Raw genomic sequence first — 25,229 nt, 5'->3', positions numbered from 1 at the left:
CGTTCAACTTTTCTTGAACTTTCCCCGGGAGGGGTCGCTTCATGCGCAGCTCCGAGCAGGCCATCCTGTCCCAGCTGGACGCCAGCGCCGAGCGCGGGGCGCGCCCCGAGCGCGCGCAGGCGGCCCTGCAGGAGGTGCCGCGCCTCGGCGAGGAGCTGATGGCCCTCGAGCAGCAGCTCTCGCGCGCCACCGCCGACGCCGAGGAGACGCTCAAGGCCGCCGCCCGCCACCTGGTGCTCGCCGGCGGCAAGCGCATCCGGCCCACCGTCACCCTGCTCGCCTGCGGCGCCTGCGGCGGGGAGCTCGCGACCGCGGTGCCGTTCGCGGTGGCCGCGGAGCTCACCCACTCGGCGACGCTCCTGCACGACGACGTGATCGACGACGGCCCGATGCGCCGGGGCCAGCCGACCTCGCGCGTCATCTGGGGCAACGCGGTCTCGGTGCTCACCGGCGACTGGCTCCTCACCCGCGCGCTCGAGCTGGTGGCCGAGCAGCACGCCCGGCCGGCCGCGCTCCCGGCGCTGCTCGCCACCATGCGCCGGCTCGTCGAGGGCGAGGTGCTGCAGCTCTCGCTCCGCGGGAGCTTCGAGGCCACCGAGCGCGACTACTTCGACGTGGTCGAGGGCAAGACCGCCTCGCTCTTCGGCTGGAGCGCCGCCGCCGGCGCCTGGGCGGCCGGGATCCGCGGCGAGGTGCCGCGCGCCCTCGGCGTCTTCGGCGAGGGGATCGGCATCGCCTTCCAGCTCGTGGACGACGCGCTCGACTACGCCGCCGCGCCCGAGCTGCTCGGCAAGCGGCTCGGCACGGACCTGCTCGAGGGCAAGGCCACCCTGCCCCTCATCCGCGCCTGCGAGGCCGAGCCGCTCCTGCGGCAGCGCCTCTCGGCGCTGGTCGAGGGCAAGGCCGAGGCCCACGACGTCGCCGGCGACGTCATCGAGGCCGTGAAGCGCTCCGGCGGCGTGGAGGCCGCCCGCGCCATCGCCCGCGAGCACACCGGCCGCGCCATGGCCGCCCTCGAGCGCGTGCCCGACGGCGTCCACCGCCGCGCCATCGCCGAGGCGGCGCAGCAGCTCACCGAGCGGGCGTTCTGATCGGGAGGGGGCTGCGCCCCCTCCCCGTCGAGCAAAGCTCGCCGGGGGCCCTCCCCTGCTGCGCCGGAGCCGAGCGCGCTGCGCGCCTCGCTCCGCTCGTCGCTTGCACGCTGTCCGGCGGGGAGGGGCGCTGCCCCTCCCCACCTACGGTGGGGCCCCTCCCCCTCTCGTCTCAGCCGAGAAGGTCCACCCCGCTAGAAGTCCGCCGTGAACGTCCCGTCCTCCTCAAGCGGGAAGACCTCCTCCGGCTTCAGCGCGATCCGCTCCGGCGCGCGCGCGGCGGCGGGGAGGGCGCGGTCGGCGGCGCCCGCGGCCGGGCGGCTCCTGACGCGGGCCGCCTCGAGCCGGAACGCCCCGACCATCGCGGCGAGCTCCTCCGACTGCCCCGAGAGCTCGCTCGCCGCGGAGGACGACTCCTCGGAGCTGGCGGCGTTCTGCTGCGTCACCTTGTCCATCTCGGAGACCGCCTTGTGGAGCTGCTCGATCCCGGCCGACTGCTCCTTCGCCGCGGCGGCGATCTCGGCCACGATGTCGGTCACCTTCCCGATCGAGCCCACGATCTCCCCGAACTTGCCCGAGACCTGGCGGGAGGTCTGGGCGCCCTCCGTGGCCTGGGCCACGCTCTGCCGGATCAGCTCCTCGGTCTTCTGGGCCGCCTCCTTGCTGCGCATGGCGAGCGACCGCACCTCCTCGGCCACCACCGCGAAGCCGCGCCCCGCCTCGCCGGCCCGCGCCGCCTCCACCGCCGCGTTGAGGGCGAGCAGGTTGGTCTGGAAGGCGATCTCGTTGATGTCGCGGATGATGGCCCCGGTGCCCTCGGCGGAGGCCCGGATCTTGTCCATGGCGGACTGCATCTGCGACATCGCCGCCGCGCCCTCCACCGCCGCCCCCTTGGCGGCCGCGGCGAGGGCGCTGGCCTGCCCGGCGTGATCGGCGCTCGAGCGGGCCATGCCCGCCACCGAGTCGAGGCTGGCGGTGGTCTCCTCGAGCGAGGCCGCCTGCTCCGAGGCGCCGCTCGCCACCGCCTGCGAGGACGACGCGATCTGGCTCGCCGCGCTCGACACCTGCGCGACCGACTGCGACACCTGCGAGAGCGCCTCCTCCAGCGCCTGGGCGGTGGCGTCGAGCGCCGTCTGGACCCGGGCGTGATCGCCGCGGTAGTCGCCCTTCATCCGGGCGGTGAGGTCGCGCTCGGCGAGCCGCTCCAGCACCGCCGTGGCCTCGCCGATGGGCGCCAGCACCGCGTCGAGCGTGGCGTTCACGCCCTGGAGGGCCTCGCGGAAGGCTCCCTCGTGACGGGAGGCGTCGGCCCGCTCCGCGAGCCGCCCCTCGACCGCCGCCTGCGAGAGCGCCTTCGTGTCGGCGACGAGCCCGCTCACGGCGGTGATGCAGCGGTTGAGGCTCTGCTGCATCGCGACGATGTCGCCCTTCACCTTCCCGGTCCGGAGCGGCGGGATGTCGCCGCGCGAGATCCGCTCGCAGTACTCGGCGATGGTCCGGAAGGGCGTCACGATGCCGTCGAGGGTGTCGTTCACGCCCTGCGCCACGGCGCGGAACTCGCCCTGGTGGCGGCCGGCCTCGGCCCGCACGCCGAGTTGGCCCTCCTGCGCGGCCCGGGCGAGCGCCTTCACGTCGTTGACCAGCGCCCCCACCGCCGCGGCGCTCTGCTTCAACGAGGCCGCGATGCCGGCGAACACCTCCTGCGCGTGCGCCGTGTCGGCGTCGCCGGGCGTCACCTCCAGCGCGAGGTCCAGGTTGCCCTGCGCCAGCCGCTCCAGCGCCGTGGTGAGCCGCGCCGCCTCGGCGGCCTGGTACCCGGCCACCTTCTGGGCCACGGCCATGGAGCGCTTCACCGCGGTCTGGTCCGCGACCACCTCGAAGGCGCCGATCACCGCGCCCGCGCCGTCGCGGACCGGCACGCCGCTGTAGCCGATCTGGAGCACCTGGCCGTTGGGCCGGGCCTCGGTCTCGCTCGAGGCCGTCTGACCGGTCGACATGGCCCGGGCGCAGGCGCAGCGCTCGGTGTGGCAGTCGCTGGTCCTGAACCCGTCGTAGCACTTCGTGCCCACGAGCTGGTCCGCCGGGCGGCCGATCACCTTGGCGCCGGTGGCGTTCATGAACTGGATGGTGAGCTCGCGGTCCACGATCATGGCCGGGGCCGGCATGGCGTCGATGTGGCCCACCAGCGTCGCCAGGGTCCGGTTCATGCCCTCCACCACGCGGGCGAAGTCGCCCCGGTGCCGCTTCGGGTCGGCGCGGGCGGACAGCCGCCCCTGCACCGCCGCCTCGGCCAGCGCGTCGGCGTCCCGGACCAGCGCGTTCACCGCGTCGATGCAGGTGTTGAGGTTCTCGGTGATGGCGTTGAAGTCGCCCCGGGACGCCTCGGCGATCCGGTCGGGGATGTCGCCGTGGGCGATCCGGTCCAGGGTGCCCGACGCGAGCGCGAGGGGGCGCGCGTAGGCGTCCATGATGGCGTTGGCCCCCTCGACGATGGGCCGGAACTCCGGCTCCACCGCCGAGGGCTCGGCGCGCACCGAGAGCCGGCCGTCCGTCACCGCGTCGCGCAGCTTGCCCGACTCCGCCGACAGCGCGGCGAGGGTGCGCCGGATCGAGCGGGCGATCCAGAGGCCGAGCCCCAGCATCAGCGCGGCGCCCGCCGCGATCGCCACGGCCATGAGCAGGCTCCCGGTGGCGGCCGCGCGGCGCCCCTCCTCGCGCACCTTCTCCGCGTCGGTCCGGGTCTTCGCGACGAGCCTGCCCAGCTCCAGCTGCAGCGGGGCCGCGGCCGCCCGCTGGGCGCTCCAGGCCTCGAGCTCCCGGCGGTCCGCCTCGACCACCACGGGATCGGAGGGACCGTGGCCGGCGGCGATCAGCTTGTCGCGCTCGCGCGCGGCCTCCACGGTGCGGTCCACCAGCGGCGCCCAGGCGCGGTAGCGCTCCTGGATCCCGGCCCACATCTTCAGGCCCGCCTCGGTGTGCTGCACCTCCTCGAAGGTCTTCTGGGCGTCGGCGATGTCCTGGAGCCCGTCCTCCACGAAGCCGTAGCCCGCCCGGTGGAGCTCGCCGTGGCCGAGCTGCCGCATCTGCAGGACGTTCAGCCCGCGGATCACCTCGTGGATCGACCCGTCGAACACCCCGAGCGCGCCCACCGAGGGGAGCTTGGCGGCGGCGACGTTCTCGAGCTGGGCGGAGATGCGCCCGGCGCTCCAGTAGCTCACCCCGCCGACGATCAGGCTGATCGCGATCGCGACGCCGAACCCGGCCACCACCTTGCCGCCCAGCTTGAGCTTCCCGAACATGAGTCCCTCCCCGGTGAGAAATGCGGCCGGCCAGGGCGCACCGGTTCGGGGTGGGTCGAGAGCAGCGCCCGTGCCAGTCAGGCGGGCGGAGAGGCGTCTCGCTGAGCGCTCGGGATCAGGGTCGAAACCGGCCCGCACCGGCCGCGCGGTCGGGGCGGAGCCCCGGGTCACCACGGCCCCGGGTCACGAAAGCCGCGAGTGTCCGGGTCGGGCTGCCTGCAGGGCGGCCGACCTGGCGCCGCCGAGGTGACCCCGCGCCGCCCCTCCCCGTCGGGCGGGGAGGGGCCGGGGAGGAGCGGCCAGGGGCTCCCGGCCGCCGCCAGCCTCCCGCTAGAAGTCCGCGGTGAAGGCCCCGCCCTCCTCGAGCGGGAAGACCTCCTCCGGCTTCAGCGCGATCCGCTCCGGCGCGCGCGCGGCGGCGGGGACGGGGCGGAGCGCCGGCGCGGGGCCCGCGGCAGCGCGCGGCTTGCCGCCGGCCGCCCCGAGCCTGAAGGCGCCGACCATGGCGGCGAGCTCCTCCGACTGCCCGGAGAGCTCGCTCGCCGCCGAGGACGACTCCTCGGAGCTGGCGGCGTTCTGCTGCGTCACCTTGTCCATCTCCGAGACCGCCTTGTGGAGCTGCTCGATGCCGGCCGACTGCTCCTTCGCCGCGGCGGCGATCTCGGCCACGATGTCGGTCACCTTCCCGATGCCGCCCACGATCTCGCCCAGCTTCGCCGAGACGTGGCGCGAGGTCTCGGCGCCCTGCGCCGCCTGCTTCACCGACTGCTGGATGAGCGCCTCGGTCTTCTGCGCCGCCTCCTTGCTCCGGAGCGCGAGCGACCGCACCTCCTCGGCCACCACCGCGAAGCCGCGCCCCGCCTCGCCGGCCCGCGCCGCCTCCACCGCCGCGTTGAGGGCGAGCAGGTTGGTCTGGAAGGCGATCTCGTTGATGTCGCGGATGATGGCGCTCGTGCCCTCGGCCGAGGCCCGGATCTGATCCATCGCCACCTGCATCTGCGACATCGCCGCCGCGCCCTCGGTGGCCTGACCCCTCGCGCTCGTCGCGAGCGCGCTCGCCTGGCCGGCGTGCTCGGCGCTGCTGCGCGCCATCGCCGCCACCGAGTCGAGGCTGGCGGTGGTCTCCTCGAGCGAGGCCGCCTGCTCCGAGGCGCCGCTCGCGACCGCCTGCGAGGACGACGCGATCTGGCTCGCCGCGGAGGACACCTGGCCCACCGACTGCGACACCTGCGAGAGCGCCTCGTCGAGCGCCTGGGCGGTGGCGTTGAGGGCCGTCTGCACGCGGGCGTGGTCGCCCTGGTAGTCGCCCTTCATCCGGGCGGTGAGGTCGCGCTCGGCGAGCCGCTCCAGCACCGCCGTGGCCTCGCCGATGGGCGCCAGCACCGCGTCGAGCGTGGCGTTCACGCCCTGGAGGGCCTCGCGGAAGGCCCCCTCGTGCTTCGTCACCTCGGCCCGCTCGGCGAGCCGGCCCTCCACGGCCGCCCGCGACAGCGCCTTCGCGTCGGCCACGAGCGCGTTCACCGCGGTGATGCAGCGGTTGAGGCTCTGCTGCATCGCCACGATGTCGCCCTTCACCGCGTTGGTGCGGAGCGGCGGGATGTCGCCGTGCGAGATCCGCTCGCAGTCCTCGGCGATGATCCGGAACGGCGTCACGATCGCCTCGAGCGTCTCGTTCACCCCCTGCACCACCGCCTTGAACTCGCCCTCGTGCCGGGAGACGTCGGCCCGGGCGCCGAGCTGGCCCTCCACCGTCGCGCGGGAGAGCCCCTTCACGTCGGCGACGAGCGCGCCCACCGCCGACGCGCTCTGGCGCAGCGAGGCGGTGATGCCGGCGAAGACCTGCCGCGCGGCGGCGGTGTCGGCGTCGCCCGCGGCCACCTGCAGCTCGAGCGCGAGGTCGCCGTGCGCCAGCCGCTCGAGCGCGGTGGTGAGCCGGGCCGCCTCGGCCGCCTGGTAGTCGGCCACCTTCCGCGCGACCGCCATGCCGCGCTTCGTCTCGGTCTGGTCGGCCACGACCTCGAAGGCGCCGACCACCGCGCCGGCGCGGTCCTTCACCGGCACGCCCGAGTAGCCGATCTGCAGCGTGGCGCCGTTCGGGTGCGCCTCGGTCTCGCTGGTGGCCGTCTGGCCGGTCTGCATGGCGCGGGCGCAGGCGCAGCGGTCGGTGTGGCAGTCGGCGGTCTTGAACCCGTCGTAGCACTTGGTGCCCACGAGCTGGTCCGCCGGGCGGCCGATCACCTTGGCGCCGGTGGCGTTCATGTACCGGATGGTGAACTCGCGATCGATGATCAGCGCCGGGGCGGGCATCGCCTCGAGGTGGCCCACCAGCGTGGCGATGGTCCGGTTCACGCCCTCCACGATCCGGGCGAAGTCGCCCTGGTGGCGGGAGGCGTCGGCGCGCGTGGCGAGGCGCCCCTGGACCGCCGCCTCGGCGAGCGCGTCGGCGTCGGCCACGAGCGCGTTCACGGCGTCGATGCAGGTGTTGAGGTCGTTCCGGATGGCGTCGAAGTCGCCCCGGTACGACTCGGTGATGCGCGCCGGGATGTCCCCCTTCGCGATCCGCTCCAGGCAGCCGGCGGTGAGCGCGATGGGCTTCGCGTAGGCGTCGAGGGTCGCGTTGATGCCGGCCACGATGGGCTGGAACTCGGGCTCGACGGCGGCGAGGTCCCCGCGCACCGAGAGCCGCCCGTCGGCCACCGCGTCGCGCAGCTTCGCCGCCTCGGCGGTGAGGGCGGTGAGGGCGCGGCCGATGGAGCGGGCGATCCAGAGCCCGAGGCCGAGCATGAGCGCCGAGCCGAGCAGGATCGCCGCCAGCATCACGGCGGCGGAGCGGGCCGCGGTCGCGTGCCCTTGCTCCCGCGCCTCCTCGGCGTGAGCCCGGATGAGCGTCGAGAGATCCTCCAGCGCCGCGTCGAGCGGGTCGAGCGCCTCGCGCATGGAGAGCCAGGCGTCGTAGAGCCTGCGATCGGCGGCGCCCAGGCTCGCGTCTCCCGCCGGGAGCCCCGACGCGACCAGCCGGTCGCGCTCCTTCACCGCGTCCACGGTGGCGAGCACGAGCGGGCGCCAGGCGGCGACCTTCTCCTTCAGCACGGCCCACTTCTGGAGGGCCTCCGGGGAGTGCGAGAGCTTCTCGTAGGCGACCTGCGCCTCCTCGATGGACTTCAGCGAGTGCCCCACGAGCCCGAAGGCGGACTCGTGATACTTGCCCGCCCCGAGCCGCTCGATCTGGAGGGCGTTGAGGCCGCGCACGGCCTCCTGCTCGGCCGTCTGGATCTGGCCGATGGCGCTCACGCTCGGGAGCTGCAGCCCGCCGACCGACTCGAGCCGGTCGCGCACGCCGGCGGCGCTGCCGTACCCGACGGCCCCGACGATCCCGCTGATGCCGATGGCGATGCAGAAGCCCGCCACCACCTTCTTCCCCAGGTTCAGCCTCGACAGCCGGTTCGCGAACATGCCTCTCCCTCGGGTCGCGCCCGCACGCGCCCAACGCAGTCAAGAAGACGGTCCGGTCGGGGAAATAGCACCCCCCGTGCCAGAGGGCCGCCGCGCTACCGCCGGCGGCCTCGGGTCCGCGCTGACTGAGGAATCGGGGAGGTGGGCTCCGGGCGATGCGTACCCTGGGTAGGGGGCATCCAGGCCCCGGGTCGAGCGGACCTGCGTGCGCGGCGAGTCAACCCCGGATCGCGCAGGGGAGGACGGGCCGGACTACCGCTCCTGCCACTCCGGCTTCACGCGCGGCACCAGCCCGCGCTCGGCCGCCTCGTGGAGGAAGAGCGCCACCGCCTCGCGGCCGCGCTCGCCCAGGCACCGGGTCCAGTCGTTCACGTACATGCCGACGAAGGTGTCGGCCCGCTTCCGATCGAGGCCGCGCGCGAACTTCATGGCGTGGTCGAGGGCCGGCTCGCGGTGCGCGAGCGAGTAGTCGATGCTCTCGGCCATGGTGCGGGCGAGCTGCTCCCGGAGCTGGATGGGCAGGTCGCGTCGGATGGCGTTCAGGCCGAGCGGCAGCGGCAGGCCGGTGCGACCCTTCCACCACTTGCCGAGGTCCTCCACCACCTGGAGCCCCTCCTCCTCCGCGGTGAGCTGCCCCTCGTGGATCACGAGCCCGGCGTCCACCTCGCCGCGCTTCGCCGCGTCGCCCACCGCCTTGAAGTCCATGATGACCGGCGTGAAGACCGGGAGGCGCAGGGCGAGGGCCAGGGCGGCGCTCGTCCACTTGCCCGGGATGGCGATGCGCTTGCCGGAGAGCTCCTCCACCGAGCGGACGCTCGAGCCCTTGGGCACCACGACCGTCGGCCCGTAGTCGTCGCCGAACGACGCGCCGGAGTCGAGGAGCCGGTACTTGTCGGCGATGTGCGCGTAGGCGTGCACCGAGATCGCGGTGATCTCGTAGCGCCCCTCGGTGGCCGCCTGGTTGAGCGTCTCGATGTCCGAGAGCGCCTCCTCGAAGTCCACGCCCTCCGCCTTCACCGCGCCCGACGCGAGGCCGTAGAACATGAAGGCGTCATCGGAATCGGGGCTGTGGGCGACGCGCACGGTGGTGGTCATGGCGGCCCGTTATAGCTTTCAACGATCATTGAAACAAGGCCGGCGCTCTAGTAGGAATGGCCCTCCCATGGCCTACCGCTCGCTCTCCGAATTCCTCGCTCGGCTCGAAGGGGCGGGCGAGCTCGTCCGGGTCAAGGAGCCCGTCGATCCGGTGCTGGAGATGGCGGCGCTCGCCGACCGGGCCGCGAAGCAGGGCGGGCCGGCGCTGCTCTTCGAGAAGCCCACCCGCGGCGCGCTGCCGGTGGCCATGAACCTCTTCGGCACCCGGCGCCGCACCAGCTGGGCCTTCTCCTGCGACGACTTCGAGGAGCGCGCCGAGGAGCTGCGCGCGCTGCTCAAGACCGCGCCGCCCCAGGGGCTCTGGGAGAAGCTGAAGCTCCTGCCCAAGCTCGGGCGGCTCGCCACCCTCACCCCCAAGCACCACGCCGACGGCCCCTGCCAGGAGATCGTCGAGCGCGAACCGGACCTCGGCGCCCTCCCGGTCCTCACCACCTGGCCCCACGACGGCGGCCCGTTCATCACCCTCCCGCAGGTGGTGACGCGCGACCCCGAGACCGGCCTGCGCAACGTGGGCATGTACCGGCTCCAGGTCCTCGGGCCGCGGCGGCTCGCCATGCACTGGCAGCTCCACAAGACCGCCACCGCCCACTACCGGGCCTACAAGGCGCGCGGCGAGCGGATGCCGGTCGCCATCGCGCTCGGCGGCGACCCCACCCTCACCTACGCCGCCTCGGCGCCGCTGCCGCCGGGGGTGGACGAGTACCTCTTCGCCGGCTTCCTGCGCGGCGAGGGCGTGCCGCTGGCGAAGTGCGTCACCGTGCCGCTCGAGGTCCCGGCCGAGGCCGATCTCGTCATCGAGGGCTTCGTGGACACCTCGGCGCCGCTCGTTCGCGAGGGGCCCTTCGGCGATCACACCGGCTACTACTCGCTCGCCGACGACTACCCGGCGCTCGACGTCACCTGCATCACCCGCCGGCGCGACGCCGTCTACCCGGCCACGGTGGTGGGGCCGCCGCCGGTGGAGGACGTGTGGCTCGGCAAGGCGACCGAGCGGCTCTTCCTGCCGATGCTGCAGATGGTCTTCCCCGAGGTGGTGGACATGGCCTTCCCGCCGGAGGGCGTCTTCCACAACCTCTGCTTCATCTCGATGAGGAAGGAGTACCCCGGCCACGCCAAGAAGCTGATGCACGGGATGTGGGGCTCGGGGCAGATGGCCAACACCAAGACGCTGGTGGTCTTCGACGACGACGTGGACGTGCAGGACACGCCGCAGGCCGCCTGGCGCGCCTTCGCCAACGTGGACGTGAAGCGCGACCTCGTGGTGGTGGACGGGCCGGTCGACGCCCTCGACCATGCTTCTCCTCACTTCGCCTTCGGCTCCAAGATCGGCATCGACGCCACGCGCAAGTGGGTGGAGGAGGGCGGGCGCGAGTGGCCCGAGCCCTGCGTCCACCCGCCCGAGGTGGTGGCCCGCATGGACGCGCTCTACGACCGGCTCGTCCCGGGGGCGGCGCCGCTCCGCCGCATGAAGCTCGCCGTCCCGCCCGCCGCGTCCTGGACGCCCAAGAAGGGGAGCATCCTGTGAGCGACGCCAAGCGCGCGGCGAGCGAGGTCGCCCCGCCCCTGCCCGGCGAGGCCCACCGCGCCCCGGCGGTGCGGGCCATGTTCGACCGGATCGCCCCCACCTACGACCTCCTCAACCGCGTGCTGGCCCTGCGGGTGGACGTCGCCTGGCGCAGGCGGCTCATCCGCACGCTCGCGCTTCGCGAGGGCGACCACCTCCTCGACCTCTGCGCCGGCACCATGGACGTCGCGGCCGAGGCGCGGCGGCAGGCCCCCCTCGCGCGCGTCACCGGCGCCGACTTCTCGCTCCCCATGCTCTCGCGCGGCGCGCGGAAGACCGGGCTCCCGGCCGCGCAGGCCGACGCCCTCGCCCTCCCCTTCAAGGCGCAAAGCTTCGACGCGCTCACGGTCGCCTTCGGCGTCCGCAACCTCGAGGACCTGCCGACGGGGCTCTCCGAGATGGCGCGCGTGCTGCGCCCCGGCGCCCGGCTCGGCGTGCTCGAGTTCTTCCGGCCCCAGTCGGCCGGCTCCCGCCTGGTCCACAACGTCTACAACCGGGCGCTCCTGCCGGTGGTGGGGCGCGCCATCTCGAAGGACCCGGGCGCCTACCGCTACCTCGTCGAGTCGATGGAGCGCTTCGTGCCCCGCGAGGAGTTCGAGCGGCTCTGCCGGGAGGCGGGCTTCCGCGACGTGCAGGGCGTCACCCTCTTCCCCGGCGTCTGCGGGCTCGTCACCGGGGTCCGCGCGTGAAGCTCGTGGTCGGCGTCTCCGGCGCGTCCGGCGCGCCATACGCGAAGCGGCTCCTCGACTTCCTGTCGAGCGAGGGCGCGGCGCACGGCGTGGAGGCCGACCTCGTCTTCACCGCCACCGGCAAGCAGGTCTGGATGCAGGAGATCGGCGCCGAGCCGCGCTACCCCTTCCCGATCTGGAAGAACCACGACTTCACCGCCCCGTTCGCCTCGGGCAGCGCGCCCTACGACGCCATGTGCGTGGTGCCGTGCTCGGCGGGGCAGCTCTCGCGCATCGCCTACGGGCTCTCGGTGGACCTCGTCGGCCGCGCCGCCGACGTGATGCTCAAGGAGAAGCGCCGCCTCGTGCTCTGCCTGCGCGAGACGCCGCTCTCGCTCGTGCACGCCCGCGCCATCACCGCGGCCATCGAGGCCGGGGCGGTGGTGATGCCGGCCTCGCCCAGCTTCTACTCGCAGCCCAGGGACACGGGGGAGCTCGTGGACACGGTGGTGTCCCGGCTCCTCGACCGGCTCGGCCTGCCCAACGCGCTGATGCGCCGCTGGGAGGGGCTCACGCCGCGCAGGAACGTGGAACCGGAGGACGCCTGAAGATGCTCTCGAACCTCGCCCACCGCGCGCTGGAGCGGGCCGGCCTCGGCCCCATCCGCGACAAGGTGCTCTCGAAGGAGCGGCTCACCGAGGAGGACGCGGTGCGCCTCTTCGAGGTGAAGGACCTCGCCGCCGTGGGGGCGCTCGCGAACCACGTGCGCGAGGAGCGGCACGGGAACCTGGCCTTCTACAACCGCAACGTCCACCTCAACCCGACCAACGTCTGCGTGGCGAGCTGCAAGTTCTGCTCGTTCGCCCGGCTCGACGACCAGGAGGCCTCGGAGGGCTACACCTTCCAGCTCGACGAGGCGGTGGAGAAGGTGCTCTCGCGCAAGCCGCTCGGCGTCACCGAGGTGCACATCGTCTGCGGGCTCCACCCCACGCTGCCGTGGGAGTACTACACGGAGCTCCTGCGCCGGATCCGCGCCGCCTGGCCGGAGATCGCGCTCAAGGCGTACACCGCGGTCGAGATCCACTTCTTCGCGCAGAAGTTCGGCAAGAGCTACGCGCAGGTGCTGACCGAGCTGAAGGCCGCCGGGCTCGACACCATGCCGGGCGGCGGCGCCGAGATCTTCGCCAAGCGGGTGCGCCGGAAGATCTGCGACGACAAGGCCACCGCCGAGGAGTGGCTCGAGGTGCACCGCACCGCCCACCGGCTCGGCATCAAGACCAACGCCACCATGCTCTACGGCACCATCGAGACGCTGGCCGAGCGGGTGGATCACATGGCGCGGCTCCGGGCGCTGCAGGACGAGACCGGCGGGTTCCAGGTCTTCATCCCGCTCGCCTTCCACCCCGAGCACAACATGATCGGCAAGGCGTTCCCCAAGCCGACCGGCTACGACGGCCTGCGCACCTACGCGGTCTCGCGCCTGTTCCTCGACAACTTCGACCACGTGAAGGCGTACTGGGTCTCGCTCGGCGAGCGGATGGCCCAGACCGCGCTCTCCTTCGGCGTGGACGACGTGGACGGCACCGTGCTCGAGGAGCGCATCTACCACATGGCCGGCTCGCACGTGCCGCAGGGCCAGACCGAGTCGTCGTTCCACCGGCTCATCCGGCTCGCCGGCCGCGTCCCCGCCGAGCGCGACAGCCTGTACCACGTCCTCAAGGTCCACGAGGCTTAGAGCGCCATGCCGAAGATCCGCGCCGCCGCCGTCTCCTTCCTCAACGCCCGCCCGCTCACCGTGGGGCTCGAGGGGTCGGAGCGCATCGACCTCACGCTCTGCGAGCCCTCCGCCGGCGCCGCCATGCTCGAGCGCGGCGAGGTGGACCTCGCCCTGCTGCCGGTGGGCGCCCTCGCCGGCAAGGACTACGAGGTGGTGCCCGGGATCGGCATCGGCGCCGACGGGCCGGTGCAGACGGTGCTCCTCGCCGGAGACCAGTCGCCGGTGGTCTGGGACGAGGTCTTCCTCGACACCGCCAGCCGCACCTCGGTCGTCCTCTCGAAGGTGGTGCTGGCCGAGCTGGGGCGGAGCCCGAAGTTCACCCCATCGCCGGCGGTGGAGGGGATCGCCGCCGCGAAGGGCACCAAGGGCGCGCTCGTCATCGGCGACCGGGCCTTCGACGTCCACAAGCCGCACGTGCTCGACCTGGCGCGCGAGTGGAACCGGATCTCCGGGCTCCCCATGGTCTTCGCGGTCTGGGCGGCGCGGCCGGGCGTGCTCGCGCCCGAGGACGTCGCCGAGCTGGCGCGCGCGGCGCACCACGGCCTCGGCGTCCGCACCGAGCTCGCCCGGCAGTTCGCGAAGGAGCGCGGCGGCGACCCGGAGAAGTACCGGCGCTACCTCACCCAGAAGCTGCGCTACGGGCTCGGCCCGTACGAGATCTCGGGCATGGAGGCCTTCCTCGCGCGCGCCGCGAAGCTCGGGTTCCTGCCGGAGCACACGCTCCGCTTCGCCGACGACCAGGTGAAGGCGCGGCGGACGCGGCGCGTGGTCTCGCTCGACACCGCCCTGCAGAAGGGGGCCGACGGCGAGCGGCTCGACGCCGACGAGGCGGAGCTGGTGGACGAGAAGGCGCCGCTGCTCGAGCTCGGGCTCGCCGCCGACGCCCGCCGGCGCGCCCTCCACCCCGAGGGGCTCGTCACCTACATCGTCTCGCGCAACGTCAACTACACCAACGTCTGCACCACCGCCTGCCACTTCTGCGCCTTCTACCGGCCGCGCGGCCACGCGCAGTCCTACGTGCTCTCGCGCGAGGAGCTGGCCGAGAAGATCGAGGGGACCATCGCCGTGGGCGGGATCGAGATCCTGCTGCAGGGCGGGCTCCACCCCGACCTCGCCATCGAGTGGTACGAGGACCTGTTCCGCTGGGCCAAGGCCCACTACCCCTCGATCAACCTGCACGCGCTCTCGCCCGAGGAGCTCTGGCACATCGCCCGCACCAGCCAGATCTCGCTCGAGGAGACCATCGACCGGCTGGTGGCGGCCGGGCTCGACTCGATCCCCGGCGGCGGCGCCGAGGTGCTCGACGACGAGGTGCGCCGGCGCATCGCCCCGCTCAAGTGCTCCACCGACGAGTGGCTCACGGTGATGAAGGTGGCCCACCAGAAGGGGCTGCGCAGCACCGCCACCCTCATGTTCGGCGTGGGCGAGGACGCCCGCCACCGCACCAACCACCTGCTCCGCCTGCGCGAGCTGCAGGACGAGACCCGGGGCTTCACCGCCTTCGCCTGCTGGACCTTCCAGCCCGAGAACACCCGGCTCACGCCCGGCGACAACAGCGCCCACGCCTACCTGCGCGAGAACGCCATCGCGCGGCTCGTGCTCGACAACGTGCCGAACCTCCAGTGCTCGTGGGTCACCATGGGCGGCGGGGTGGCGCAGGCGGCGCTGCACATGGGCGCCAACGACTTCGGCCAGGTGATGATCGAGGAGAACGTGGTCTCGGCCGCCGGCACCACGTTCAAGATGGACTCGGAGGAGGTGGAGCGGCACATCCGCGACGCCGGCTTCCGGCCCGCGCGGCGGAACATGCGCTACCAGCTGGTCGGGGCCGCCGGGTGACCGTCCGCGTCGTCCGCGCGCCGTGGGTGCTGACGGGGCGAGCCCCCTCCCCGGCCCTCCCCCGCTGCGCGGGAGAGGGAGAGGGCGCCGCTGCGCACCTTTCCGGCGGGCGCCTCGCTGAGCCCCCTCCCCGCTCGGGCGGGGAGGGCGGGGGAGGCGCGGCCACGACTCCCGCGCTGATCGCGGACGGCGCCGTCGCCCTCGACGGCGATCTCTTGCTCGCGGTCGGCCCCGCCGCCGAGGTGGAGGCCCGCTTCGGCCCGGGCGAGCGGCTCGACGCGGTGCTCCTCCCCGCGCTCGTGAACGCCCACACCCACCTCGAGCTCTCGCACCTGCACGGCCGCGTGCCGGGGGGCGACGGGCTCCCCTCCTGGATCCAGCTCCTCGTGGCCGCGCGCGCCGCCGAGCCGGAGTCGGACATCGCCGTCGAGGACGGCGTCGCGGCGCTGACGCGCTTCGGCGTGGCCGCGGTGGGCGACGTCTCGAACGGCCTCGGCTCGATCCCCTGGCTCTCGCGGGCCGGCGTCGCCGGGACCGTCTACCAGGAGGTCTTCGGCTTCACCGGCCCGCGCATCGAGCGGGCGCTGGCCCAGGCCCGGCTCCTCGCCGAGCGCGCCCCGCCGCTCGGCCCCGGGCTGCGCCGCGTCCTCACCCCGCACGCGGTCTACTCCACGCACCTGCCGAGGCTGGTGGAGCTGCTCGCCGCCGGCCCCGCCTCGCTCCACCTCGCCGAGGACCCGGCGGAGCGGCGCTTCTGCAGCGAAGCCACCGGCCCGTTCGCGGGCCTGCACCGCTCGCTCGGCGTCACCGACCTGCCCCGGCTCGGCCGCAGCCCGGTCGAGGTGGTGGCGCGCCACCTCCGCCCCGGGACGCTGGTGGTGCACGTGGTGGACCTCGACGACGAGGACCGCGCCCTCCTCGCCCGCTCCGGCGCGACCGCGGTGCTCTGTCCCCGCTCCAACCTCCACATCGGCGGCCGGCTGGCCGACCTCCCGAAGCTCCTCGAGGCCGGCGTCCCGCTCGCCGTCGGCACCGACTCGCTCGCGAGCGCCCCGTCGCTCTCGCCGCTCGCCGAGCTCGCCACCCTCTCGCGCGCCTGGCCGGAGGTGTCGCCGCTCGCGCTCCTGCAGCTCGCCTGGAACGGCGCCGCCGTCGGCGCCCCCGCGGTCGGCCGGCTCGAGCCGGGCCGCGCCCCGGGCGTCCTCGCCGCCCCCATCGAGCGGGAGGAGCTCGGCGACGCGCCGTTCGACCCCTGCCGCTGGCTCCTCGACGTCTTCGGGCGCGAGGAGCTCCCCTTCACCTGGCTCGCCCGCCACCGCCCGGAGCCCTCCGCATGACCCAGCTCGCCGCCCTCTCCCGCATGGTGAAGCTCGAGCACTCGCTCTTCGCCCTGCCCTTCGCCGCGGCGGCGGTGGTGCTGGTGGCGCGCGACGCCCGGCTCGACCCGGTGCGCCTCGCGCTGGTGGCGCTCGCCGTGGTCGCCGCCCGCACCGCGGCCATGGCGATGAACCGGATCTCCGACCGGCGCTTCGACGCGCGCAACCCGCGCACCAGCCGGCGCGAGCTCGTGACCGGCGAGGTGAGCGTGACCGGCGCCTGGGCGCTCCTCGCCGGCTCCTCGGCCCTGTTCGTGGCCGCCGCCGCGCTCATCGCCCCGCTCTGCGGCGCGCTGGCGCTGCCGGTGCTCGCGATCCTCCTCGGCTACTCCTACGCCAAGCGGTTCACCTGGGCGGTGCACCTCTGGCTCGGGGTGGCGCAGGCGCTCGCGCCGATCGGCGTCGCCATCGCGCTCACCGGCCGCGCCACGCTGCCGGCGGTGGTGCTCGGCGTCGGCGTGGGAGCCTGGATCGCCGGCTTCGACGTCTTCTACTCGCTGCAGGACATGGAGTTCGACCGCGGCGAGGGGCTCCAGTCGATCCCGGCCCGGTTCGGCGTCAGGGGCGCGCTCGCCTGGGCGCGCGGCCTGCACCTCCTCGCGGCCCTCTGCATCGCCGGGGCGGGGCCGCTCGCCGGCCGGGGCCCGGGCTGGCTCGCCGGCGCCGCCATCCTCGCCGGCGTGCTCGTGGCCGAGCACCGGCACGTCGCCCCCGGCGGCGCGCTCCGGCCGGAGCGGATCGGCGTCGCCTTCTTCAACTACAACGCCTTCGCGTCGGTGGCGTTCGCGGCCGCGGCCCTCGCCGACCTCGCCCTGCGCGCCTGAGAGCCGCGATGAGCCCCGCCCTCGCCGACCCCGGTTCCCCCCGCCCCTTCGCCCGCGCCGAGCTGGCGGTGGCGGACGCCGTCGGCTCGCTCATGGAGCTCTGGGGCTTCCGCCGGCAGCTCGGACGGATCTGGGCGGTGCTCTTCCTCTCGGAGAAGCCGCTCGCGGCGCCGGAGCTCTGCGACCGGCTCCAGATCTCCACCGGCCTCCTCTCCATGAGCCTCGCCGAGCTGCGCCGCTGGGGGGTGGTGCGCCCCGTGGACGTGCCCGGCGACCGCAAGGAGCACTACGAGGCCGAGACCGACGTCTGGAAGATGGTCCGGCGCGTGCTCGCCGAGCGCGAGCACAAGGCGGTGGAGGAGGCCCTCGCGGCCTTCGACCGCGCGCTGCGCGAGGTGAAGGCGGCGCGGGTGGACCAGGACCCCGCCATCCGGGCCGCCGCGAAGTTCAAGCTGGAGCGGCTCGAGCAGCTCGTGGCCCTCGCGCGCACCGGGCTCGCCATGCTCGACAACCTCCTGCGCGAGGCCCGCGCCGAGCTGGGTCCGCTGCGGATGCTGTCCGAGCTGCTCGGGAGACGCCGGGGCTAGCCTCTCCCGGGACGCCCCGCCGGACCGGACCGCCGCCGAAACCCCGCGCCGCGGTCCGGGCTCCAACGATCATGCCCGAGATCCACGGAAGGAAGACGATCGCCCTGGCCCTCGCCTGCCTGCTCGGCGCGGCGTGGGTCGCCTGCTCCTCGTCGTCGAGCGGCAGCGGCACCAGCCTCGCCGACGCCGCCACGGTGGATCAGACCGCCACCTCGGCCGCCGCGGCCGTGACCCAGTACCAGCAGGCGGTCGCCAGCGCCACCACCCCGGCCCAGTGCCAGGCGGCGCTGCAGCAGTACCTCCAGCGGATGCAGCCGCTCATGGGCCAGCTCCCGGGCATGTCCACCCGGATGGACGACTACCTGCGCGGCGCGGGCACGCCCGCCTCCGCCGACCTGTCGTGCGGCACCCAGGCGATGGCGGACGAGATGGCCCATCACCAGGCGGTGGCCTGCACCAGCGGGGACATGGCCGCGAACCAGCAGGAGATGGAGCGGCACGTCCAGGCCATGCAGCAGTTCACGAGCCACATGGAGCTGCGGGCGGGCGGGATGATGAGCGGCGGCGGCATGATGGGCGCCGACGCCGGCTGGATGGCCGGCTACACCGACGGCGGCTGGAGCCTGCCGGACGGCGGCATGATGCGCTTCGACGAGCCGATGCCCGGCTGCACCTACGCCGGCGGCGCCTGGCAGCCGCCCGACGGCGGCTGGTGGATGGACGGCGGCTGGACCCTGGACGGCGGGATGATGGGCGACGGCGGCATGATGGGCGGCGGCCCGGGGGCGGACGGCGGCGTGACGATGGACGGCGGCACGATGATGGACGGCGGCGTGCCGGACGGGGGCGTCATGATGGACGCCGGGACGATGATGAACCGGTGAGGGGCGCGGCGCCGCGCGGCCCGCGCCTCAGCAGGGATACTTCTCGCCCTCCAGCACCGCGTCGGCGAGGAGCCGCTGCGCCTGGAGCAGCCCGGAGGCGTCGTACTTGGTGAACCGGCGCACGCCGGCGAGGAGCATGGTGAGCTCGTCGCCCTCGGCGCAGCAGAAGGCGGCCTTGCGGGCGGCGGTGCCGATCCGCTCCACCGCCCCGAAGGCGAAGACCTTCACCGCGGCGGCCATCACCGCCCGCCGCCGCTCCGGCAGGGCCGCGCCCTTCTCGGCCCGCAGGAGCGCGCTCTCGAGCGCGAAGATCTCGATGGCCACGTCGGCGAGCGCGAGCAGCACCTCCTGCTCGTCCTTGAGGCCGCCCCGGTACCTCTGCACCGCCGCGCCGGCCACCACCAGGAACGCCTTCTTGAGGTGCCCGAGCGCCGCCCGCTCGACCGCGAACGGCACCGCGGCGTCCACCTCCTCGTAGGAGGGCGAGAGGAGCGACTCGACCGCCTTCATCACCTCGCGCTGCAGCGGGATCTCGCCCTTCATGGCGCGCCGGAGCAGCGTCCCGGGGACGAGGAGCCGGTTGATCTCGTTCGTGCCCTCGAAGATCCGGTTGATCCGCTCGTCGCGGTAGAAGCGCTCCGCCGCGTACTCCTGGGTGAAGCCGTAGCCGCCGTGGATCTGGACCACCTCGTCCACCACGCCGGCGAGCACCTCGCTGCAGAACACCTTCGAGATGGCGCACTCGATGGCATAGTCCTCGATCGCCTTCTGGTAGAGCTCGTAGTAGCCCGGCGCGTCCCTGGGGATGGCGGCGAGCCGCCGGTCGAGGAGCCCCGCCAGCCGGTAGACCACCGACTCGGAGGCGAAGATCGAGGCCGCCCCCTCGGCCAGCTTCTGCCGGATGGCGCCGAACCGCGCGATGGGCGTGTCGAACTGCTTGCGCAGGTTGGCGTACCTCGCCCCCTCGCCGAGGGCGTGCTTGGCGGCGCCGGTCACCGCGGCGCCCAGCTTGAACCGGCCCACGTTGAGCACGTTGAAGGCGATCTTGTGCCCCTTGCCGATCTCGCCGAGGACGTTCTCGACCGGCACCCGGGCCCCCTCGAGGATGATCTGGGTCGTGGAGGAGCCCTTGATGCCGAGCTTCTTCTCCTCGGCCCCGACGGTCACGCCGGGGAAGCCGCGCTCCACCAGGAAGGCGGTGAAGTGCTCGCCGTCCACCTTCGCGAAGACGGTGAAGAGGTCGGCGAAGCTGCCGTTGGTGATGAACTGCTTCGTGCCCTCGAGGACGTAGTGCGTCCCGTCGGCCGAGAGCTTCGCGGTGGTGCGCGCGCCGAGCGCGTCGCTGCCCGAGCCGGGCTCGGTGAGGCAGTAGGCGCCGATCCACTCGCCGCTCGCGAGCTTCGTGAGGTACTTCGCCTTCTGCGCCTCGGTGCCGTAGTAGACGAGCGGCAGGGTGGCGATGCCGGTGTGGGCCGACCAGGTCACCGAGAAGGAGCCGGCCGGGGCGATCCGCTCGGCCGCGAGCATGCTCGTCGCCTTGTCGAGCTCGAGGCCGCCGAAGGCCTCCGGCACGTCGATGGCGAGGAGCCCGAGCTCGCCGCACTGCTTCATGAGCGCGACCGCCACCTCGAAGTGCTGCTTCTCCATCTCCTCGGCGCGCGGCCAGATCGAGTCCTGCACGAACCCCTCGGCGGTGTCGCCGATGGCCCGCTGCTCCTCGGTGAAGTCCTCCGGCGTGAAGACGTCCGCCGGGGCCGCGTCGGCGATGAGGTACTCGCCGCCGCCCGGCCGCCTCGGGTCCGCCGCGCGCTTCGCTCCCTGCTCCACCTGCTCGACCTTCGCCACGTCCGCCATGGTTCACGCCCTCTCGAAGACGGCGGCCGCGCCCATGCCGCCGCCGATGCACATCGACACCATCCCGTACCGCTCGCCGGCCCGGCGCATCCCGTGCAGCAGCGTCGCCGTGAGCTTCGCCCCGGTGCAGCCGAGCGGGTGGCCCAGGGCGATGGCGCCGCCCGACGGGTTCACCCTGGCCGGGTCGAGACCGAGCGCCCGCACGCAGGCGAGCGCCTGGGCCGCGAACGCCTCGTTGAGCTCGATCCGCCCGAGCGCGTCCTGCGAGACCCCCGCCAGCCGCAGCGCCGCCGGGATCGCCTCCACCGGTCCGATCCCCATCACCTCCGGCGGCACGCCCTTCACCGCGAAGGAGAGGAAGCGCGCCAGCGGCTCGCGCCCGGTGCGGCGCAGGAAGTCCTCCGAGACCACCAGCACCGCCGCGGCCCCGTCGGTCATCTGCGACGCGTTGCCGGCCGTCACCGTGCCGTCCACCTTGAACGCCGGCTTGAGCTTCGCGAGCCCCTCGGGCGTGGTGTCGGGCCGGACGCCGTCGTCGGCCTCGACCCGCTCCACCGCGCGCTCGAGCTTGCCGCCCACCACCGCCGCCGACTCCGCCTCGACCGGCACGAGCTCGTCGCCGAAGGCGCCGCTCGCCTGCGCCGCCGCGGCGCGCCGGTGGCTCTCGGCGGCGAAGGCGTCCTGGTCCTGGCGCGACACCCCGTGCCGCTCGGCCACCAGCTCGGCGGTGATCCCCATCGCCGCGAACGACTCCGGCCAGCTCGCCACCAGCGCCGGGTTGGCGCTGAACTTGTTGCCGCCCATGGGGACGAGGCTCATGCTCTCCGCCCCGCCGGCGACGATGCAGTCGGCGAAGCCGGCCATGATCCGCTCGGCGGCGCTGGCGATCGACTGCAGCCCGGAGGAGCAGAACCGGTTCACGGTCTGGGCCGGCACCTGGTACGGCAGCCCGGCCCGGAGCGCCGCCACCCGGGCCAGGTTCATCCCCTGCTCGCCCTCCGGGAAGGCGCAGCCGAGGATGACGTCGTCGATCTCGAGGGGGTCCACCCCGGCCCGCTCCATCACCGCCTTCACGGCCGCGGCGGCGAGGTCGTCGGGGCGCACGTGGCGCAGCTTCCCCTTCTTGGCTTTCGTGCCCGGGGTGCGGCAGGCGGCGAGGACGTAGGCGCTCTTCATCGTCGAGTCTCCGTGCGTTCCGGCGGGCTAGTTGCGGAGCGGCTTGCCCTTCTTGAGCATGTGCTGGATCCGCTCCAGCGTGCGCTTCTCGCCGCAGAGCGAGACGAAGGCCTCGCGCTCCTGCTCCAGCAGCCACTCCTCGGTGATGGGGGTGCCGGCCGGCACGTCGCCGCCGGTGATGACCCGGGCGATGGTCTTCCCGAGGTGCTCCTCGTACGCGGTGATGAAGCCGCCCATCCGCAGGTTCCAGAGCTGGGAGGCGAGGCTCGCGGCCACGCCCCGGCCCGGCGCGGCGAGCCCGGTCGCGAGGGCGCGCGGGCGGAAGTTCGCCGCGAGCGCCAGCGCCTTCCGCTTCGCGTCGGCGACGAGGTCGTCGGCGTTCATGGTGACGGCGTCGCCGGGGCGGAGGTAGCCCATGTCGCGCAGCTCGGCGGCGGAGGTGCTCACGCGGGCGGTCGCGATCTGCTTGAAGCTCTTGAAGAGGAAGGGGGACACGTCGGTCTCCCACTGCTCGGCGAGCCGGATGGCCCGCAGCGCCAGCTCCTTCGTGCCGCCGCCGGCCGGGAGCAGCCCCACCCCCACCTCCACGAGCCCCATGTACGTCTCGGAGTGCGGGTTCATCGCCGTGGCGTGGAGGCAGACCTCGCAGCCGCCGCCGAGGGCGAGCTGGTGCGGCGCCGCCACCACCGGCACCTGCGCCAGCGCGAGCGCCATCGTGGCCCGCTGGAACCGCTGCACGGTGAGGGCGATCTCGTCCCACTCCCCCTCCACGATGGCCATGGCGAGCAGCGCCAGGTTCGCGCCGGCCGAGAAGGCCGCGCCCTGGTTGGCGATGACGAGCGCCTGCCCCTCCCGCTCGGCGCGCGCGAGCGCCTTGTGGACCATGGCGAGCGTGTCGTTCCCGATGGCGTTCATCTTCGAGTGGAACTCGAGGCCGAAGACGCCGTCCCCGAGGTCGAGCACCGAGGCGCCGGGGTTCCGCTCCACCACGCCGCCCGCCTTCACGAGGGCGAGGTCGATCCGCCCCTCCGGCCGCGGGACCTCGCGGAAGGCGCCGGTGGCGAGGTCGAGCACCTCGCGCCGGCCGCCCTCGACCCGGTAGAAGCGCTCCACCTCGTCGAGCCGCGCCGGGATGGCGCTCCCGTCCTTGCGGGCCCGCTCGCGGAAGCGCGCCACGCCGATGGCGTCGAGCATCTCGAACGGGCCGAGCTCCCAGTTGAAGCCCCAGCGCATGGCCCGGTCCACCGCCGAGACGTCGTCGGCGATCTCCGGCACGCGCCGGAAGGCGTAGAGGAGCGTGTCGCGCAGGTTGCGCCAGGCGAGCTCCGCCGCCGGGTCGTCGCCGGCGAGCACCGCCCGGAGCCGCGCGGCCGGGTCGTCGATCCCCTTCGTCGCTTCCACCGAGGCGAAGCGCGGCCGCCTCACCGGCTCGTACCGGCCGGCGCGGAAGTCGAAGTAGCGCTCCGTGGTGGCGCCGCCCTCGCCCTTCTCCTTCTTGTAGAACCCGGCCTTCGACTTGTTGCCGCGGAGCCCCTGCTTCACCATCTCGCGCAGGAAGTCGGGCAGCCGGAAGACCTCGCGCTCCTCGTCCTGCTGGAGCACGGCGTGGGAGTTGTCGGCGACGTGCAGGAGGGTGTCGAGCCCGACCAGGTCGGCGGTGCGGAAGGCGGCGCTGCGGGGCCGGGCGGTGGCCGGACCGGCGGCGGCGTCGGCCTCCTCCACGGTGAGCCCAAGCTCCAGCACGTGCTTCACCACGTTGCAGAGCGCGAAGACGCCGATCCGGTTGGCGACGAAGTTGGGCGTGTCCTTGGCCCGGACCACCCCCTTGCCGAGCCGCCGCTCGAGGAACGCCTCCACCCGCGCGACCACCTCGGGGTCGGTGTCGGCGCAGGGCACCACCTCGACGAGCCGCAGGTACCGCGGCGGGTTGAAGAAGTGGGTCACGAGGAAGCGGCGGCGCAGGTCGGCGGGGAGCGCCCGGGCCATCGCCTCCACCGAGAGGCCGCTGGTGTTGCTCGAGAGCACCGCGTCCGCGGAGAGGTGGGGCGCCACCCGCTCGAAGAGCCTCTGCTTCACCGAGAGGTCCTCGAGCACCACCTCGATCACCCAGTCGCACCCGGCGAGGCGCGGGAGGTCCTCGTCGAACCCGCCCACCTCCACGAGCGCCGCCTCGGCCCCGGTGAAGAAGGCGGCCGGCTTCGCCGCCTTCGCGGCGTCGAGCCCGGCCTGGGCCTGCGCGGCGGTGAGGTCGAGCAGGAGCACCCGCGCCCCGGCGTTGGCGAGGTGGGCGGCGATCCCGCCCCCCATCACACCCGAGCCGAGCACCGCCACCTTGGAGAAGGGTCTCATCGACAGGCTCCGTCCTTTCGCTTCGGTCACGGGCGCACCAGCTCCTTCAGGATCTCGCGCGCCACGATGAGGCGCTGGATCTCGTTGGTGCCCTCGTAGATGGAGGTGACGCGCACGTCGCGGGCGTAGCGCTCCACCGGGTGATCGCGCAGGTAGCCCTGGCCGCCCATGAGCTGCACCGCGGAGCGGCAGGCCCGCTCGGCCGCCTCGGTGGCGAAGAGCTTGGCCATCGACGCCGCCTTGGCGTAGGGCCGGCCGCGCTCCTTCTGGAAGGCCGCGCTCGCGAGGAGGAGCCGCGCCGCCTCGAGCTCGGTGTAGGCGTCGGCGAGCATCCACTGCACGCCCTCGAACGTGGTGACGGGCTCGCCGAACTGCACACGCTCCGACGCATACCGGGTGGCGTAGTCCATCGCGGCGAGCCCGATCCCGAGCGCCAGCGACCCCACGCCGATGCGGCCGCCGGCGAGCTCGGCCACCGCCACGCGGAAGCCGTCGTTGAGCCGCCCCAGGAGCGCGCCGCGCGGGACGCGGCAGCGCTCGAGCCGGACCTCGTTGGTGGCGGAGGCCCGCTGCCCCATCTTGTCCTCCTGCCGGCCGACGACGAGGCCGCGGGTGCCGGCCTCGACCAGGAAGCAGCTGATCCCCTTCCCCTTCGGCGCGGCGCGGTCGGTCACCGCCCAGACCACGAAGACGCCGGCGTAGGGGGCGTTGGTGATGAACCGCTTCTCGCCGTCGAGGACGAAGGCGTCGCCGTCGGCCACCGCCTGGGTGACCATCCCGGCGGGATCGGAGCCGGCGCCGGCCTCGGTGAGCGCGAAGCTCGCCGCCGGGTACTCGCCGGAGCTGATGCGCGGGAGGTAGGTCGCCTTCTGCTCCTCCGACCCGACCGCCTGGATCACCTCGGCGACCATGTTGGTGACCGAGACGCTGGCGGCGGTGGCGGCGCAGGCGCGGCCGAGCTCGGTCAGCACGAGGGAGAGCGCCACGGTGCCGGCCTCGGCCCCGCCGTAGCGGCGGCGCACGTTCATCCCCATGAAGCCCTGGGCGGCGAGCTTCCCCAGGTTGCCGACGAAGGTGCGCCGGTCGAACTCGCGGTCGAGGAGGCCGGCGACCGGCTCGAGCTCGGCCTGGGCCAGCTCGCGCGCCGCCGCCTGGATCGCCTTCTGCTCCGGGGAGAGGTCGAGGTCCATCGCCGCTGCTCCAGGAGAGCAACGGCCGGGCCAGGGGCACACCCGTCGGACGCGCCGCGGCAAGCGGCCGTGTTTCCGCTGATTTTCAAGACTGACCTCAAAATCGACCCGCCCGGAACTTCCAGACGCGGAACGATCCGTTC

The 25,229-nt window shown here is 73.8% G+C and carries 17 protein-coding genes; 10 read left to right on the top strand and 7 right to left on the bottom strand.

Annotation, left to right across the window (positions count from 1 at the left end):
* Positions 1-41: 41 nt before the first annotated feature.
* Entirely contained in the window at positions 42-1,091 is a 1,050-nt protein-coding gene (locus AMPC_RS16540) for a polyprenyl synthetase family protein (protein ID WP_248342519.1), read from the top strand.
* Between the two features lie 194 nt (positions 1,092-1,285).
* Here AMPC_RS16540 and AMPC_RS16535 read toward each other — a convergent pair whose 3' ends face one another.
* From AMPC_RS16535 to AMPC_RS16525, 3 genes are all read right to left on the bottom strand, one after another.
* A complete protein-coding gene (locus AMPC_RS16535) occupies positions 1,286-4,390 on the bottom strand; it encodes a methyl-accepting chemotaxis protein (RefSeq protein ID WP_248342518.1) in 3,105 nt (1,034 codons plus the stop codon).
* Positions 4,391-4,720: 330 nt separating this feature from the next.
* Positions 4,721-7,843: a methyl-accepting chemotaxis protein gene (locus AMPC_RS16530; RefSeq protein ID WP_248342517.1), complete on the bottom strand. Its 3,123-nt coding sequence runs from the start codon at positions 7,841-7,843 to the stop codon at positions 4,721-4,723.
* 252 nt (positions 7,844-8,095) lie between these two features.
* Positions 8,096-8,938, bottom strand: a complete 843-nt coding sequence (locus AMPC_RS16525) for a menaquinone biosynthesis family protein (RefSeq protein WP_248342516.1) — start codon at positions 8,936-8,938, stop codon at positions 8,096-8,098.
* 67 nt (positions 8,939-9,005) lie between these two features.
* Here AMPC_RS16525 and AMPC_RS16520 point away from each other — a divergent pair, with 67 nt between their 5' ends.
* The 9 genes from AMPC_RS16520 to AMPC_RS16480 all read left to right on the top strand — a co-directional run bounded on the left by AMPC_RS16520 (position 9,006) and on the right by AMPC_RS16480 (position 18,517).
* Complete coding sequence (locus AMPC_RS16520) at positions 9,006-10,523, top strand: menaquinone biosynthesis decarboxylase (protein WP_248342515.1); 1,518 nt, start codon at positions 9,006-9,008, stop codon at positions 10,521-10,523.
* Positions 10,520-11,251, top strand: coding sequence for a ubiquinone/menaquinone biosynthesis methyltransferase (locus tag AMPC_RS16515; protein WP_248342514.1), 732 nt, complete (start codon positions 10,520-10,522; stop codon positions 11,249-11,251). The genes AMPC_RS16520 and AMPC_RS16515 overlap by 4 nt, the downstream gene beginning before the upstream one ends.
* Positions 11,248-11,838: a UbiX family flavin prenyltransferase gene (locus AMPC_RS16510; protein ID WP_248342513.1), complete on the top strand. Its 591-nt coding sequence runs from the start codon at positions 11,248-11,250 to the stop codon at positions 11,836-11,838. Before AMPC_RS16515 ends, AMPC_RS16510 begins: the two co-directional genes overlap by 4 nt.
* 2 nt (positions 11,839-11,840) lie before the next feature.
* Positions 11,841-12,965, top strand: coding sequence for an aminofutalosine synthase MqnE (mqnE, locus tag AMPC_RS16505; protein ID WP_248342512.1), 1,125 nt, complete (start codon positions 11,841-11,843; stop codon positions 12,963-12,965).
* A 6-nt stretch (positions 12,966-12,971) separates the two neighbouring features.
* Entirely contained in the window at positions 12,972-14,846 is a 1,875-nt protein-coding gene (mqnC, locus tag AMPC_RS16500) for a cyclic dehypoxanthinyl futalosine synthase (RefSeq protein ID WP_248342511.1), read from the top strand.
* A gap of 215 nt (positions 14,847-15,061) precedes the next feature.
* Entirely contained in the window at positions 15,062-16,183 is a 1,122-nt protein-coding gene (locus AMPC_RS16495) for an amidohydrolase family protein (RefSeq protein ID WP_248342510.1), read from the top strand.
* Positions 16,180-17,046: a 4-hydroxybenzoate octaprenyltransferase gene (locus AMPC_RS16490; protein ID WP_248342509.1), complete on the top strand. Its 867-nt coding sequence runs from the start codon at positions 16,180-16,182 to the stop codon at positions 17,044-17,046. Before AMPC_RS16495 ends, AMPC_RS16490 begins: the two co-directional genes overlap by 4 nt.
* An 8-nt stretch (positions 17,047-17,054) precedes the next feature.
* On the top strand, positions 17,055-17,633 hold the full coding sequence (locus AMPC_RS16485) for a GbsR/MarR family transcriptional regulator (RefSeq protein ID WP_248342508.1): 579 nt from the start codon (positions 17,055-17,057) through the stop codon (positions 17,631-17,633).
* A 71-nt stretch (positions 17,634-17,704) separates the two neighbouring features.
* Positions 17,705-18,517, top strand: a complete 813-nt coding sequence (locus AMPC_RS16480) for a hypothetical protein (RefSeq protein ID WP_248342507.1) — start codon at positions 17,705-17,707, stop codon at positions 18,515-18,517.
* Positions 18,518-18,544: 27 nt separating this feature from the next.
* On the opposite strand, the gene AMPC_RS16475 is transcribed toward AMPC_RS16480, so the two are convergent.
* Genes AMPC_RS16475 through AMPC_RS16460 form a run of 4 tightly spaced genes read right to left on the bottom strand, consistent with a single transcriptional unit; the run spans position 18,545 to position 25,086 of the window.
* The gene (locus AMPC_RS16475; RefSeq protein ID WP_248342506.1) at positions 18,545-20,371 is read right to left on the bottom strand and encodes an acyl-CoA dehydrogenase family protein; all 1,827 of its coding nucleotides are present in this window, start codon (positions 20,369-20,371) and stop codon (positions 18,545-18,547) included.
* 3 nt (positions 20,372-20,374) lie between these two features.
* On the bottom strand, positions 20,375-21,547 hold the full coding sequence (locus AMPC_RS16470; RefSeq protein ID WP_248342505.1) for an acetyl-CoA C-acyltransferase: 1,173 nt from the start codon (positions 21,545-21,547) through the stop codon (positions 20,375-20,377).
* A gap of 27 nt (positions 21,548-21,574) precedes the next feature.
* Entirely contained in the window at positions 21,575-23,896 is a 2,322-nt protein-coding gene (locus tag AMPC_RS16465; RefSeq protein WP_248342504.1) for a 3-hydroxyacyl-CoA dehydrogenase/enoyl-CoA hydratase family protein, read from the bottom strand.
* Positions 23,897-23,922: 26 nt separating this feature from the next.
* Positions 23,923-25,086, bottom strand: coding sequence for an acyl-CoA dehydrogenase family protein (locus tag AMPC_RS16460; protein WP_248342503.1), 1,164 nt, complete (start codon positions 25,084-25,086; stop codon positions 23,923-23,925).
* Positions 25,087-25,229: the final 143 nt, after the last annotated feature.

Source organism: Anaeromyxobacter paludicola, from assembly GCF_023169965.1.
In the GTDB taxonomy this organism is placed as follows: Bacteria; Myxococcota; Myxococcia; order Myxococcales; family Anaeromyxobacteraceae; genus Anaeromyxobacter_B; species Anaeromyxobacter_B paludicola.
This window is presented reverse-complemented; position numbering and strand designations above follow the sequence as displayed.